The organism is Polaromonas sp. SP1, assembly GCF_003711205.1.
Lineage (GTDB): Bacteria > Pseudomonadota > Gammaproteobacteria > Burkholderiales > Burkholderiaceae_C > Polaromonas.
Window position 1 is genome coordinate 1,594,240 of the sequence record NZ_CP031013.1, and the last position, 15,209, is coordinate 1,609,448.

General features: G+C 56.4%; 11 protein-coding genes. All 11 read left to right on the forward strand.

Translation table 11 applies throughout. The features are described 5' to 3' along the window. The first annotated feature begins 182 nt into the window (after positions 1–182). The 11 genes from DT070_RS21730 (at position 183) to DT070_RS07680 (ending at position 15,171) form a co-directional block, all read left to right on the forward strand. On the forward strand, positions 183–2,891 hold the full coding sequence (locus DT070_RS21730; RefSeq protein ID WP_304608921.1) for a CHASE2 domain-containing serine/threonine-protein kinase: 2,709 nt from the start codon (positions 183–185) through the stop codon (positions 2,889–2,891). A gap of 13 nt (positions 2,892–2,904) precedes the next feature. After that, complete coding sequence (locus DT070_RS07635; RefSeq protein WP_122954846.1) at positions 2,905–3,690, forward strand: Stp1/IreP family PP2C-type Ser/Thr phosphatase; 786 nt, start codon at positions 2,905–2,907, stop codon at positions 3,688–3,690. 38 nt (positions 3,691–3,728) lie between these two features. Further along, the gene (locus DT070_RS07640; protein ID WP_122954847.1) at positions 3,729–4,385 is read left to right on the forward strand and encodes an FHA domain-containing protein; all 657 of its coding nucleotides are present in this window, start codon (positions 3,729–3,731) and stop codon (positions 4,383–4,385) included. A gap of 62 nt (positions 4,386–4,447) precedes the next feature. Next, on the forward strand, positions 4,448–6,697 hold the full coding sequence (locus DT070_RS07645) for a CHASE2 domain-containing protein (protein ID WP_122954848.1): 2,250 nt from the start codon (positions 4,448–4,450) through the stop codon (positions 6,695–6,697). 36 nt (positions 6,698–6,733) lie between these two features. Continuing rightward, entirely contained in the window at positions 6,734–7,525 is a 792-nt protein-coding gene (locus tag DT070_RS07650) for a 3',5'-cyclic-nucleotide phosphodiesterase (protein ID WP_122954849.1), read from the forward strand. Then, complete coding sequence (locus tag DT070_RS07655) at positions 7,522–9,927, forward strand: GspE/PulE family protein (protein WP_122954850.1); 2,406 nt, start codon at positions 7,522–7,524, stop codon at positions 9,925–9,927. The genes DT070_RS07650 and DT070_RS07655 overlap by 4 nt, the downstream gene beginning before the upstream one ends. A 148-nt stretch (positions 9,928–10,075) precedes the next feature. Next, positions 10,076–10,552 (forward strand): pilin, encoded by a 477-nt coding sequence (locus DT070_RS07660; RefSeq protein WP_122954851.1) that lies wholly within the window; start codon positions 10,076–10,078, stop codon positions 10,550–10,552. Positions 10,553–10,647: 95 nt separating this feature from the next. After that, positions 10,648–11,835: a glycosyltransferase family 2 protein gene (locus DT070_RS07665; RefSeq protein WP_122954852.1), complete on the forward strand. Its 1,188-nt coding sequence runs from the start codon at positions 10,648–10,650 to the stop codon at positions 11,833–11,835. After that, on the forward strand, positions 11,832–12,659 hold the full coding sequence (locus tag DT070_RS07670; protein WP_153976254.1) for a hypothetical protein: 828 nt from the start codon (positions 11,832–11,834) through the stop codon (positions 12,657–12,659). The genes DT070_RS07665 and DT070_RS07670 overlap by 4 nt, the downstream gene beginning before the upstream one ends. Before the next feature lie 167 nt (positions 12,660–12,826). Next, positions 12,827–13,852 (forward strand): hypothetical protein, encoded by a 1,026-nt coding sequence (locus tag DT070_RS07675; protein WP_153976253.1) that lies wholly within the window; start codon positions 12,827–12,829, stop codon positions 13,850–13,852. Continuing rightward, positions 13,849–15,171 (forward strand): glycosyltransferase family 1 protein, encoded by a 1,323-nt coding sequence (locus DT070_RS07680; protein ID WP_153976252.1) that lies wholly within the window; start codon positions 13,849–13,851, stop codon positions 15,169–15,171. Before DT070_RS07675 ends, DT070_RS07680 begins: the two co-directional genes overlap by 4 nt. Positions 15,172–15,209 lie beyond the last annotated feature (38 nt).

Consider the following 15,209-nt stretch of genomic DNA (forward strand, 5'->3'; position numbering starts at 1 on the left):
ATCCCGTCTGTTAATGTCCATTGTCAGGAGACTTGTAACCTGCCGAAACAGTGGCGGGTGCAGCTTGGCGCCCGTAATGGCAGCCTTGAGCGACGGGTAATACAAAGCAATTAAAAAAGCAGCCAAAGCGATGTACAGCGAATCAGGACAAGGGACGGGAAGTGGCCAAATCATCTAGAAAGTTGAGTCAGTTCTGGCGGGCCGACTGGTTTGTTGGCGTTCTCGTCGTTCTGGCCGTCCTTTTCCTGCACGGCTTGACGGACTTTTTCGGCACCCTGGAGCGCCGTTACTACGACTTCGCCAGTACAAGCACCTCACGCCAGCCTTCGGATCGCATCGCCATCATCGCGATCGACGACCAAAGTATTGCCAATATTGGGCGCTGGCCCTGGCCTCGCGACGTGCATGCGCAGCTGATTGACCAGCTGTCGGCTGCCAAAGCCAAAACGATTGCGCATACCGCCTTTTTCTTTGAGCCTCAGACAGACCGCGGGCTGGTGTTTATCCGCAAAATCAAAGAGGCGCTCGGTCCGGTTGCGGATCCGGCGGCGCCCCCCCAGGGCGGCTTACCCGAGCAGCTTGGCAAAGTGATTGCCGAGGCCGAAGTTGCCCTGGATACCGATGCCAAGCTCGCAGCCAGCATGACCAAAGCGGGCAATGTTCTGGTACCTTCGGTTTTTTCGCTCGGTGTGCCGCAGGGCCGGCCAGACAACCCGCTGCCGGCGTATGCCTTGAAAAGTGCCGTGGACGAACCCAACGGCTTCTCCCTCCCGGCAATACGTGGACAGCAGCCCATCGAACTGATTGGCGCAGCGGCGGCGGGCATCGCCCACCTCAACCAGTTGCCCGATGTGGATGGCGCGGTGCGTCAAGAACCCCTGCTGATCAACTATTACGGCAAGGCCGTGCCTTCCATGAGCTTGCTGGCTGCGGCCAGGAGCCTGAATCTCGGGCCCGCGGACATCAAGCTCAACGTCGGCGAATCTGTACAGATCGGCAAGCTGATGGTCAAAACCGACGAGTCGGCCCTGATGCTTCCGCAGTTCTACAAGGGCAAGGACGGCCGCCCTGCCTTTGCAGTGGATTCGTTTTACGACGTGATTTCCGGCAAGATTCCGGCCAGTAAATACGCCGACAAGATTGTGATCATCGGCGCCACCGCCGCGGGCGTTGGCACCCAGTTCCCGACGCCTGCGGGCCCGGGGCTTTCGCCCGCAGAGACCATTGCGCACATCACGTCCAGCATCCTGAGCGAGCATTTCATCGTGCAGCCGGGATGGGGTGTTTGGGCCACGCTAGGCGTGTTGTTGCTGGTGGCCGGTTATTTAATTGCCGGATTGCCCAGGCTTTCGGCGGGTAAGGCTGCCATCGTCACGCTGGTGCTGTTTGTGCTGCTGCTGGTGATTGAGTTCGGTCTGCTGTCGGCCTCCGCAACCTGGCTCAAGTTTGTCTTTCCTGCGGCACTTTTGGTGATCGGGCACCTGGCATTGACCACCAAGCGTTTCCTGATGACCGAAGCGGGCAAGCTCAAGTCGGACGAGGAGTCAGCCGAAACCAACCGCATGATGGGCTTGGCGCTGCAAGGCCAGGGCCAACTTGACATGGCTTTCGACCGTTTCCGGCGCGTACCTTTCACCGATGCCCTGATGGACAACATGAACAACCTTGCGCTCGATTTCGAGCGCAAGCGCCAGTTCAACAAAGCCCAGGCCGTGTACGAATACATGGCCACCTACAACAAAAACCACAAGGACTTGCAGTCCAAGCTCAACCGCGCGAAGAACCTCTCTGAAACCGTCATTCTGGGCGGCGGCGGGTCCCACCCCGGCGGCACCATGCTGCTTGACGGAGGCGCTGTCGAGAAGCCGATGCTGGGCCGCTACCAGGTTGAAAAAGAGCTTGGCAAGGGTGCCATGGGCGTGGTTTACCTTGGCAAGGATCCCAAGATTGGCCGCGTTGTGGCCATCAAGACCATGGCCCTGAGCCAGGAGTTCGAAGGCGAGGAGCTCGACGACGCGCGTGAACGCTTCTTCCGTGAGGCTGAAACGGCCGGCCGGTTGCAGCACCAGAACATCGTGACCATCTTCGACGCGGGTGAAGAGCACGACCTGGCGTACATCGCCATGGAATTCCTCAAGGGCAAGGACCTGGCCGACGTCACCAAAGACGGCAGCCTGCTGCCCGTACCCAAGGTGTTGTCCATCGTTGCCCGGGTGGCGGAAGCCCTGGCCTATGCGCACAAGCAGAACGTGGTGCACCGGGACATCAAGCCGGCCAACATCATGTATGAGATCGACAGTGATACGGTAAAGGTGACCGATTTCGGCATCGCCCGCATTACGGATTCGAGCAAAACCAAGACGGGCCTCGTACTGGGTACACCCAGCTTCATGTCGCCCGAGCAGATTGCCGGTAAAAAAGTCGACGGGCGTTCGGACCTGTACTCGCTGGGCGTCATGTTGTTCCAGATGCTGGCGGGCGTGTTGCCTTTCCGGGGCGACTCCATGGCCGAATTGATGTACAAAATCGCGAATGAAGAAGCGCCAGATATCCGGATCATCCGCAAGGAATTGCCTGCACGGCTGGCTGAAGTCGTTGCGCTTTCGCTGGCCAAGCAGCCGGAATCACGCTATCAGGATGGTGACCGGTTTGCCGCCGATTTGCGTGACGTCATCGCCGGGCTGGGAGCGGGCGCCACGGCATCTTCCTATGCCGCTCCGGTGGTTGCTGCTGCGGCCCGGTTTGATACCACAGTGGTCCAGGCTGCCGCGGGACAGGCGCCGGAGCCCAGGGCCTATGATGCGACCCAGGTCCTGAAAACAGAGGGAGCGCAGACGTTCGACAAAACCATCGTCTCCAAACCCCCTGTTGCCGATACAGACACCCAGTGATAACACGAACAAGATGATCTACGAGATTTGTACACACACCGACCCAGGGTTAACGCGGGACAACAATGAGGATGCAGTTGCCTTCGATCCTGTGACACGGCTTTGCATCCTGGCCGATGGCATGGGCGGCTATAACGCAGGTGAAATTGCAAGCGGTATGGCCGCGGCTTTTATCAAGTCGGAAATGGGGCGCTGGCTTTCCCAGGCCGGCAGGCATGCCAATGCCAAGGAAGTGCGCCGCGCCCTGGAAATCTGCGTGGAAAACGCCAACCACTCGATTTTTAATGCCGCCAATTCAAACCCTCAGTACACAGGCATGGGAACCACCCTGGTAGTGGGCGTTTTTCAGGATGGGCGCCTGATGCTGGGACACATTGGCGATTCACGGTGCTATCGTTTGCGCGGCCAGGAGTTCCAGCAAATTACCAAAGACCACTCTTTGCTCCAGGAGCAGATTGACGCCGGATTGATCACTCCTGAGCAGGCCTTGACCTCCTTGAACAAGAACCTGGTGACACGTGCTCTGGGTGTGGAGGATACGGTTCTGGTTGAGGTCAATGAGCACCGGGTGGAAGCGGGCGATCTTTATCTGATGTGCTCGGACGGGCTCTCGGACATGGTGCCGGACGCTGGCATCGCGGCGATCCTTGCAGGAGCAGGGACGCTCGAGCAGAAATCCAGGCAATTGATTGCGGCGGCCAACGAGGGCGGCGGACGCGATAATATTTCCGTATTGCTGTCCCACGCCAAAGAAGACTCGGCCAAGCGCGGCCTTTTGTCCAGAATGCTGGGAAAATAGCGCGGTGACTGAAACATTAAAACAGACAGGAGTCGGCCATGCCGAAGATGATCGTCTCTATTGACGGCGTTGTGATCAAGGAAGTCCAGTTAACGAAGGACAGGACGTCCCTGGGCCGCAGGCCTTACAACGATATCGTCATTGACAACCTTGCTGTCAGCGGGGAGCACGCTGTCCTGCAAATGTCTGGCAATGAGGTCTATCTTGAGGATCTCAACAGTACAAACGGGACATACGTCAACGGCAAGGCCGTCAAGAAGCTCCTGCTGCAAAACAGCGACACCGTTGAAATTGGCAAGTACAAAATCAAGTACGTCAATGAAGCTGCCGTCGCGGGGTTTGAGAAAACCATGGTGATCAAGGCTGGTTCTGCCGGGCTTGTGGCCCCAGCCCCTGCCGGATCGCCGGCAGCGCCTGCGGAAGCGGGCGCCAATCTCAGCGCGGCTATCAAGGTCATGTCCGGCGCTGCAGCCGGCCGCGAAGTGGCGCTGGTCAAGGTGGTTACTACCATCGGCAAACCGGGTGTCGCGGTTGCGGCGATCACCAAGCGGCCTCAGGGTTTTGTTGTTGCTCATGTCGAAGGGGCCGGTAAACCGACCCTGAACGGCGCGCCGATTGGGGCCGAGCCCGTTGTCTTGAAAAATGGCGACATGCTTGAGCTGGCCGGAACGCAGATGCAGTTCGTCCAACATTGACCTGGGTGCCTGACCGGGCCTCGGCATAACGCGGACCGCAAGCACCTTACATCCGAGGTCTCATGAGACTCCTCTCCCGGCACTGGCCTCGCATAGCCGTCACGCTGATTCCGCTGGTGTTTGCGTTGATGCACGCCAGCGGCATTCTGCGTATCGGCGTCCTGCAAAGGCTGGACGACATCATCTACGATGCACGCCTTCGGGCGACCATGCCGCAGACGCTGGATGACCGGATCGTCATTGTTGATATCGACGAAAAAAGTCTGGCTGAGATAGGGCGCTGGCCTTGGCCGCGCAACCGGCTGGCAGAGCTGGTCGAGGAATTGCAGGACCGCCAGAAGACGGCATTGTTGGGCTTTGACGTGGTGTTTGCGGAGGCCGACGAAAGCTCGGGCCTGAAGCGGCTCAAGCAACTGGCGCAGGCAGAGTTGAAAGACCAGCCGGGTTTTTCGGAAAAGCTCAACCAGCTGCAGGCCAGCCTGGATTACGACGCAGTTTTTGCCAAGGCGATCGAGAAGCGCCCGGTCGTGATGGGCTATTACTTCACCAGTGACAGGGATGGGCGCGTCAATGGCGTTTTACCCGCTCCGGTCATGGGTCGCGATGCCCTTGGAGGCCGCCCCATCAAGTTCACCAGCTGGAATGGATACGGCGCCAACATCGAGTTGCTGGCGAAAGCCGCTCCCTTGGGCGGGTTTTTCAATTCCATTACTGAAGGCGATGGTGTGGTGCGCTCCATACCGCTACTGGCCGAGTACAAGGGGCAGTACTATGAATCACTGGCGCTCGCAATGTTTCGCATGCTTGCCGGCCTGCCCAAGGTCGAGCCTGGCTTCCCCCCCGAAAAATTCCTGACACGCAACTACCAGGGGCTTGAAAGCATACTTCTCAAACAGGGCAGCAAAACCCTGGCAATCCCTGTGGATGACCGGGTCGCCACTTTGGTGCCTTTTCGGGGTAATGGCGGTGCCACGGGTGGATCTTTTCGTTACATTTCTGCGGCGGATGTGCTGGCAAAGCGCCTTCAACCAGGTGCCCTTAAAGACAAGATTGTGCTGGTGGGTACCACTGCGCCGGGTTTGCTCGATTTGCGGGTTACGCCGGTGGGAGAGACATACCCCGGCGTAGAAACGCATGCCAATGTGATCTCGGGCTTTCTGGATGGCAAGGTATTCGTCAAACCTGACTATGCCGTTGGGTTTGAGATTGTCATTCTGCTTTTTTCAGGTTTAACGCTCGCATTTGCATTGCCACTGCTTTCGGCTTCCCGGGCGGTTGTTGTCAGCCTTGCGGTGATTGGTGCGATAGCCGGGCTTAATTTCTGGTTGTATTCCGGCTATGGTCTGGTGCTGCCTTTGGCGAGCGCCCTGGTGATGGGGCTGACGGCATTTGCGCTGAACATGAGTTACGGGTACTTCGTGGAAAGCCGCTCCAAACGTGAGTTGGCCAATCTCTTCGGAACCTATGTACCGCCCGAACTGGTTGACGAGATGGTGAAAGACCCCGACAGCTACAGCATGAAGGCAACCACCAAAGAGTTGACCGTCATGTTCTGCGATATGCGCGGTTTCACCAAGATGTCGGAGACGATGGAGCCGACACAGCTGCAGGCACTGCTCAACAGCGTGTTCAGCCGCCTCACCGATCTGATACGTGGAAATCGCGGCACGATCGACAAATACATGGGCGACTGCGTCATGGCGTTTTGGGGGGCGCCGGTCGATACCTCCGACCATGCCGCACTGGCCGTAAAGACGGCTCTCGAGATGTCGAACGCTATTCGCAGAATCAACGAAGAGCACAAGGCCAAGGGTTTACCCGAGATCGGCATAGGGATCGGCCTGAACACCGGCACCATGTGCGTAGGGGACATGGGATCGGACATCCGGCGCAGTTATACGGTGATTGGGGATGCCGTGAACCTGGGTTCGCGCCTGGAGGGGCTGTCCAAAAGCTACGGAGTGGATATTGTGGTCAGCGAGTCCACCCGCAAATTGGCCAATGATTTTGCGTGGCAAGAACTGGACAAAGTCCGCGTGAAGGGCAAAGATCAGGCAGTAGCCATTTTTTGGCCGCTGGCGCCGGCGGACCGAATCGACAAAGACAATGTCTCCGAGCTGAAAACCTGGGGCGTGGCGCTGAAAGCCTACCGCGCCCAGGACTGGGACCAGTGCGACGTGCAATTGCTCAATTTGCAGCGACTAAATGGCAAAAAGTTCCTTTACCGGCTGTATGCGGAACGTGTAGCCTCCATGAGGTTGTTGCCGTTTGATCCGGAGTGGGATGGTGCAACCAATTTTGAGACCAAATAATACAAAGACCCAACTCAAGGCCAACCGGAAAACCTCATGAAAGTACGTGTACTAGGCTGCTCGGGAGCCATCGCCAAGGACTGCCGGACCACGTCTTTTTTACTGGACCATGACCTGCTGGTTGACGCTGGAACGGGCGTCGGCGATCTCACGCTGGATGAAATGGCGGGTGTTGATCATGTGCTGTTGACGCATTCGCATCTGGACCATGTGGCGGCCCTTCCCCTGATGGTGGATGCAATTGCCGCGCGGCGGACTTCCCCGATTCAAATACATGCCTTGCAAGGCACGATCGATGCGCTGAAGGCGCACATCTTCAACAATACCATCTGGCCTGACTTTTCGAGAATCCCTACCCCGGCGGCGCCGTTTATCAGTTTTCATCCACTTGAGGTGGGACAAAAACTGTTACTGGCCGGTAAGCATGTCGAGGTGCTGCCTGCAGTTCATACTGTCCCGGCTGCGGGCTACGCCGTAGCCACCGGTAAAGGGTGCTGGGTATTCACCGGCGATACCGAACAAAATCCCGCGTTGTGGGCTCGCATCAACCAGATGAATGTTGCCATGCTGGTGATTGAAACCGCATTCAGCAACCGTGAGCGCGACCTCGCCAAACGCAGCTTGCACCTTTCGCCCCATGCACTCGCCAATGAACTTGATTGCATTGAGCGAGGAAAAAATTACCCCATCTACATCACCCATACCAAGCCTGCCGAAACCGACCTGATCATGGCCGAGATACAGCGGTTTGACCAAACGCGTCCGTTTGGTCCTAACGTGACGCATGACATTCGATGGCTAAGGGCTGGCCAGGAGTTTGAACTATGAGCGCCGTACTGCAACGAGATCCTGAGGACGAGTTTTTTGACTCGCAAATGCTCCCTCCTCAAGAACGAGGCGTCACATTTGAAGCTTTGTATTTCCGGCAGCTGCAGCTGGTCACCAACCGGATTCACGAAACCGAAAATATTGACCAGATCATGCTGGAGGCGAGCCAGGATATCTGCAAGCTCTTCAATGCGGACAGGTTGACTTTGTACGCTGTTAATGAGGATCGCAGCTCCATCATCTCTAAAGTAAAGACCGGCCTCAATACAAGCCGCGACTTGAAACTTCCTATCAGCGCGCAAAGCATCGCCGGGTATGTGGCAATGGCGCGCCAAATGGTCAACATTGCGGATGTCTACGACGTTGACGCCCTGAAGAAAATTCATCCGGCCCTGAGCTTTCTCCAGGAAGTCGACAAGCGGTCAGGGTATAGAACCAAGCAGATGCTGGTTGCGCCTGTGATGGACGGAGACACCTTGTATGGGGTCCTGCAGGTTATTAATAACCGCAGTGACCAACCTTTCGGGAAGCTGGAAGAGGACGGCGCACGCCAACTCTGCAAGACGCTTGGCATTGCCATACGTCAGCGCATGCAGAAAACGGATGACGTCCAGCGCCGCAAGGCCACCAAATATGACGGGCTTGTGGCCGAAGGCGTGCTGTCGCAGGATGAGCTTCAGCAGTGCATCCAGCAAGCCCGGGAAGAGGGCAAGTCTGTCGAACATATTTTGATGGGCAGCTTTCACATTCGCCCGGCCCAGATTGGTCAATCGCTGGCCAAGTTCTTCGGTGTGGGATATGAGGCATTCAATTCCGGGCGGATTCGCTCGGAAATGCTGCATGGCCCGCTCAAACGGGACTTCATTGAACAGCAGGGCTGGATGCCGTTGGAGGATGGCCCGGAAGGGCTCGTGATCATGTGCGTGGATCCTGAGGCCGTTCGGGGCGCCCGGGTTGTTCCGCAGGTTTTCCCTCGCATCACGAAGTTCGCCTACCGCGTCACCACACAGACCGAATTTGAAGAGACGCTCGGTCAACTGTTCGGAGCCGGCGCCGACAGCAGTTCTATCGATCAGCTGCTGGCGGACATGGATTCTCCGCTTGAAGGCGACGCCATTGACGACTCTTCGCTGGAGTCCGCAGCCGCAGACAATGAGCTGGTCAAGTTTGTCAACAAAGTCATCATTGACGCTTACAACCAGAAAGTGTCCGACATCCACATCGAGCCCATGCCCGGCAAGGCCAAGACGGGCATCCGGTTTCGTATTGACGGAACCCTGCAGCCCTATATTGAAGTGCCGGCGCAGTTTCGGCAGGCCATGGTCACCCGGCTCAAAATCATGTGCGATCTGGATATTTCCGAGAAACGCAAACCGCAAGACGGAAAAATCAAATTCAAGAAATACGGCCCGCTTGATATCGAACTTCGTGTGGCCACGATCCCCTCTGCCGGCGGCGTGGAAGATGTGGTCATGCGGATTCTGGCTGCGGGTGAACCTATTCCGCTTGAAAAACTCGGGCTCACAGCGCACAACAAGGAGCGGTTGGAGAAAACCGTCTCCAAGCCTTATGGCCTCTTTTATGTATGCGGCCCGACGGGCTCAGGCAAAACCACGACGCTGCATTCGATCCTGAAATTCCTCAACACGCCGGATACCAAGATATGGACGGCTGAGGATCCGGTGGAAATCACGCAAAAAGGCTTGCGCCAGGTCCAGATCAACCGCAAAGCCGGGATCGACTTCGCGTTGGTCATGCGGGCCTTCCTGCGCGCCGACCCGGACATCATCATGGTCGGCGAATCGCGCGACAAGGAAACCGTGGCCATGGGCGTTGAGGCTTCGCTGACGGGTCACATGGTGTTTTCAACCCTGCACACCAACTCCGCGCCTGAATCTATCACCCGGCTGTTGGATATGGGCATGGACCCCTTTAATTTCGCTGATGCACTCTTGGGTATTTTGGCGCAGCGCCTGGCCAAAAAATTGTGCGACTGCAAAGAGGCTTATCACCCGAACTCTCAGGAAACCAAGGATTTCATCCGGGAGTACGCCGAAGAACTGCGTCATACCGAAGCCTGGAAGGCTGACGCAGGCGGGGAGTCGCAAAAACTCCTTGACGACTGGATGGAGCGCTATGGGAAAGACGGAAAACTAACCCTTTACAGGGCCGTCGGCTGCGATAAATGCGGCAAAACCGGCTACAAAGGCCGGGTGGGCCTTCACGAGCTCATGATTGCTGACGACGCTGCGAAAAAGTTAATTCAGGAGCGGGCTCGCGTTGCGGAACTGTTTGCCAGCGCGGTCGGCAGCGGCATGCGGACGCTGAAGATGGATGGCATGGAAAAAGTATTGATGGGTATGACCGATCTGAAGATGGTCCGCTCGGTGTGCATCAAGTGACAAAAATGTCGATCAATTTGAAGGCGTAGGCAAAAAAAGTAAGGTCCGCCCCGTTTTTGGACTTAGAACTCGTGAAAAAGCAGGTGAAATCAGATGGCATGGAATCTGCTGAGTATCTGGGCAATTTTCTTTAACCAAGGAGTTTTTAATGAAGCGTACTTTGCAAAAGGGTTTTACCCTCATCGAATTGATGATCGTTGTGGCGATTATTGGTATTTTGGCTGCAGTGGCTCTGCCTGCTTATCAGGACTACACCATTCGTGCCAAGAACTCTGAAGTGATTTTGGCTGCTTCTGGCTGCCGCACTTCGATCACGGAAGTGATCCAGTCCTCCTCCACGTTGCCTACTGCCGGCAACTGGGGCTGTGAAACTGCGAGTGCCACATCTCAGTATGTTGCGTCTATTGAGACGACTGATGCTGGACTGATCACGGTGACCAGCCAAAACATTAAAAACGATACGGCCAACGCTGTCGGTGGCAAGGTGACCTTGAAGCCGGTGGCTGATGCTGCTGGTGCCGCTGTGGCACCTGGCGGGACGGTCTATAAGTGGATTTGCGGTCTTCCTGCTGATGGCACGACCATCGCCGCAAAATTCTTGCCAGGTTCTTGCCGCGGTACCTGATTTATTTGGCTGATTTCACGGCTATCAAAAGAGCGGCTTTGCCGCTCTTTTTTTTGAAATGTTCGTTTTTGCATGGATAGGGTGGCTTTGACGCAATGACAACTACGGAATCTCAGTTTGAGTTAACGGTGCTCATGCCCTGTTTGAATGAAGCGCAGACTTTAATGCGCTGTATTCGGAGCGCGCAGCGTTATCTTGCCGATGCCGGAGTGCATGGCGAAATCTTGATTGCGGACAATGGCTCAAGCGACGGCTCCCAGCAAATTGCTATGGACGCTGGTGCCCGGGTAATACATGTGGCTCAGCCGGGTTATGGTGCCGCTCTCATTGCCGGCATCTGCAGTGCGCAGGGTCGCTATGTAGTCATGGGAGATTCGGATGACAGCTACGATTTTTCCGATCTTTCGGGCTTTCTTGAGCAATTGCGGGCCGGTGCAGACCTTGTGATGGGGAATCGTTTTCGTGGCGGTATTCTCCCTGGGGCCATGCCATTTCTCCATCGCTATCTGGGTAATCCGGTGCTCAGCTTTGTCGGGAGACTCTTTTTTCGCGCCAAGATCGGCGACTTCCATTGCGGTCTGCGCGGACTTTCGCGGCAGGCAATTCTGCGTTTAGGGTTGGTTGCGCCCGGCATGGAGTTCGCCAGCGAAATGGTTGCCAAGGCTGCTCTGGCTGGTCTACGTATTACTGAGGTCCCCACCACCTTGCGGCCTGACGGGCGTGGTCGCCCACCTCATCTGCGTACTTGGCGTGATGGATGGCGTCATCTGCGGTTTCTGCTGTTATTTTGCCCGCGTTGGCTATTCCTTTATCCGGGCTTGGCATTGTTAGTGGTCGGTCTGCTTGGTTTTGCTGTGCTGTTGCATGGGCCATTGGACTTGGTTACAGTTGGGCTGGATATCCACTCTCTCCTGTATATGGCTGCGGCGACCGTGCTGGGCGCGCAAATGGTTCAGCTGGCTGTATTGACCAAATGGATGGGCGTTCTGTCCGGGGTGGTGCCGCCCCAGCGCTGGTTGTTGCGTTGGGCGCCCTACCTCAAACTCGAAACAGGCTTGGTCCTGGGCGTGGGTTTGGGTGCCTTGGGTTTGGCTTGGTCGGTGGAATTGGTGCTGGACTGGCGGGACGCTGGCTTCGGAGCCATGGACCCATCTCGCACCATGCGTGGCGCCATTCCGGCCGTCACCTTAATGATACTTGGCGTGCAAGCGGCAACTGCGGCGCTGTTTGCTGGAGCCCTGCACTTTTGCTGGTTGTCGCCCAATCGGCAGGTTCGCCCGTGACGCTACTGGAACGCGAGCTGCCCCTTCCGCTACTGCGCTGGGAATTACCCGCAGTATGCCTACTGACATGGATTGTTTTCATTTCGATCCCCTTGGGGCAGGAGGCGATAGGCCTGAGTTGGGATGCACTGAATCATCATATCTATCTAGGATGGATCGCCGAAACCCCACGATTTGATCAAGATTTCTTGGCCGCTGCTTATCAGTCCTATCAGTTCCCTTACTTGTATTGGCCGGTGTACAAGATGGCGGTAAGCGGGTGGTCCGGCGTCTCAGCCGGGGTTACTTTGGCCACATTGCACCTGATCATCGTGCCTCCGATCTGGATGTTGGCGCGGACGTGCATGCAAGGACAAACCGTATTTGACGTTGGGATGCGTTGGCTGGCAGTGGGTATGGCGCTCACAACAGGCGTGGTATTCCCTCAGTTCACCTCAACCTCAAACGATCTCATGGCTGCGGCACCGCTGGTATGGGCGATAGCTCTCGCGCTTGAGCCTTTGGCTCTCCGGGTTAGCCGGTTGAGTCCCAAGTGGATCGTAGTCTTATCTGGGTGTTGTGCTGGCGCTGCTGTGGCTTGTAAGCTCAGCAATGGGCCGCTGGCATTGGTGGTCATGCCTGTGTTGTGGCTATTGGCTGCTGGTGGTGGAGCAAGAACACGGCTTATCCATGCGATGCTTGGTGGGACGGCAACGCTGGTGGGGTTCGTGCTGGTGTATGGGTATTGGGGGGCGCAACTCTGGGCCCACTTTGGCAATCCAATCTATCCTTTCTACGACCCCTTGTTCGCGTCGTTGCGTGCGATGACCGGGTGGGCGCCATGATTCGGTTTGAGCCTGACACATGGCGCGATGCCCTGCTTCGACCGATCGCAATGGCCGCACCTGATGGGGGCGTTTACATTGAGGTAATCGCGCCAGATTTTCGGTTTGCTTTCGTGCTCCTCCTGGTCGGACTACTGGCACTTCTCTGGGTTTTGCGAAGACGCAGTATGTCCAGCATCAAGCCTGCAACCGTCCTGTTCGCGGGTGTGGCGATAGCCTTTGCTCCATGGTTGATGACCAGCGGGAATGGACGGTATTTCGTCGCATTTATCTTGGTCGTGGGGCCTTTATGCCTCGGTTTGGTTTATCTGCTGCCCATGACACGCGGTTTTCGCCTTACATTGGCTGCGTGCTTGTTTGCGGTGCAATCCTTTGCGGTATACGAAAGCGACCCGCTGAAATCTTGGGGGATGATTCCATGGCGTGAGGCTCCCTATTTCCAAATAGAGTTGCCCCAAGATATGGCAACCGTCCCGGGCACGTATATAACCCTGTCCAGCATCACCTATTCATTGATGGCTCCGCTTTTCCCAGAGCCGTCGAGTTGGCTGAACATCGCCTCGGCGCCCACCGACCGGGACCGCACACTTGAAGGTCGCCGAACACACGCGATACTTTCTGCTCGCGGGCATTTGACGCTGCTAGTTCCTTCGATACCAGAATACTCCACGTCAGAGGGTTTGCCCGACGTCAACGCCATACGATCGCTCAACCTTCTGCTGGCTGATCACCGTCTGGCGATATCGGATGCGGCTCCATGCCGCCTGATACGGTCAGGCAGCATTGTGTCAATGCCGCTAGTTGAAGCACGGAAAAAAAACGATAAGAGATTCGACAATGCCGGGTTCTGGGCGTGCTCGTTGCGCTATCCGGTTGCTGTGCCGGCCGCTCGACCCGAAATAGAAAAGAGCAGATTCGATGCCGTATTTGACAAACTCGAATCCATATGCCCTCGATTTTTCCGACCTGGAGAGGCAAGGACGAAAGTCATCAATGGGGGCGAACTAAGGCAGTACTCCGAGTCAGACATGAAAGTCTACGTACTGGACGACGGTGCGGTGCTTTACAAGTATTTGCGTACGTTCAGCCCGCAGCTTATCGGTACTGTGGACGATGTGATGAGTGGTAAGGCAACGGTAGCCTGCGACAAAATTCGAGGTCGTTCGGGCCTGCCGTGGGAGAGAGAAATTTGAAAGTTCCATTCAGCAGGCTGCTCGTCGACGTCAGCTATACCCGAACACAGCGGGGCAGCATTGGCGTGACACGGGTTGTACGGAGTCTGCTAAAGGAATTTGAGGAGACAACGTCACAGACGGAATTGCCTTGCCTGGCGGTGGCCATTCACGGGAGAGGTTTTAGGGAGATTCCGTTGTCTGCCGTCGCTGCATCGGAGGTTAACTCGAGCAACGTGGCTGCAAGCCCGGCTGCTAGCATGCTTCGAGGGATAACGGGTGGCCGTGGACGCCAGCTAGCTTTGGCCAGTCTGCCACTCTCGTTGTTGTATGGTGTTTGGCGGCTCTACAGTCGATGGATTTTCAAGGCATTGAGCAGGCAGGCACCGCCTGTTATTTTCGAAGAGGGTGATGTGCTGTTCATGGGCGATGCGTCATGGCATTACGAAGCCTGGCATGCGGCGCAACGAGCACGCGAACAAGGCGCCCGAGTGGTGCTGATGGTTCATGACCTGATTCCATTACGTCATCCTGAGTATGGTGCGTCATTGATCTCGATGGTATTTAAGGAATGGCTGACGCGCATGCTGCTTTGCTCTGATGCTGTGGTCTGCAACTCGGAAGCCACTGAGCGTGATCTGAAGAGCTATGCCGCTTCTTCCGGGATATCGCTGCCTCCCGTGGGTCACTTTCGCTTGGGTTGTGACCCGACGAATCCAGCCAATGCGGAAACAGTTCGTCCGGCACTTGCCAGCTTTTTGCAAAAACCGGGTGCCAGCTTCGTCGCCGTGGGTTCTTTCGAACCTCGAAAAAATTATGCGTGGGTACTTCAGGTTTTTGAGCGACTTTGGGAAAACGGTCAAGAATTTCGCCTTCTGATTGCGGGGCGTCCTACTGCGGAAGGTCGCGCACTCATCGAAAAACTGAAACTTCACTCAGAGCAAGGGCGTAAACTGCTAACGGTATTTGACGCTACTGATGGGGAGTTGGAGCATATGTACCACCATGCTTGGGCGCTTTTGTTCCCGTCATTGGCCGAGGGGTTTGGGCTTCCTCTGGTTGAAGCTCGTACTCGCGGATGCCTGGTCATTGCGAGCGACCTGCCGGTCTTTAGGGAGCTTGCTGATGAGGGTGTTTCACTGTATCCGAAGTACTCGGCGGAGGGCATTGAGGCGTTAGTGATGGCATGCGCGAAAGCAGACCGTCGGGCGCTGGTGGCCCCTATGCCTGCATTCACTTGGAGAGCCAGCGCGGCGCAGTGCCTGCAAGTCACGGCAGAGTTGTTAATGAATCAATTTCCTCAGAAGAAAATACTACGAGCCTCTTTGAGTGAGTCGTGAGTGAAGTAGGGCTAGCATCCTCGAAGAATAAGCACAAG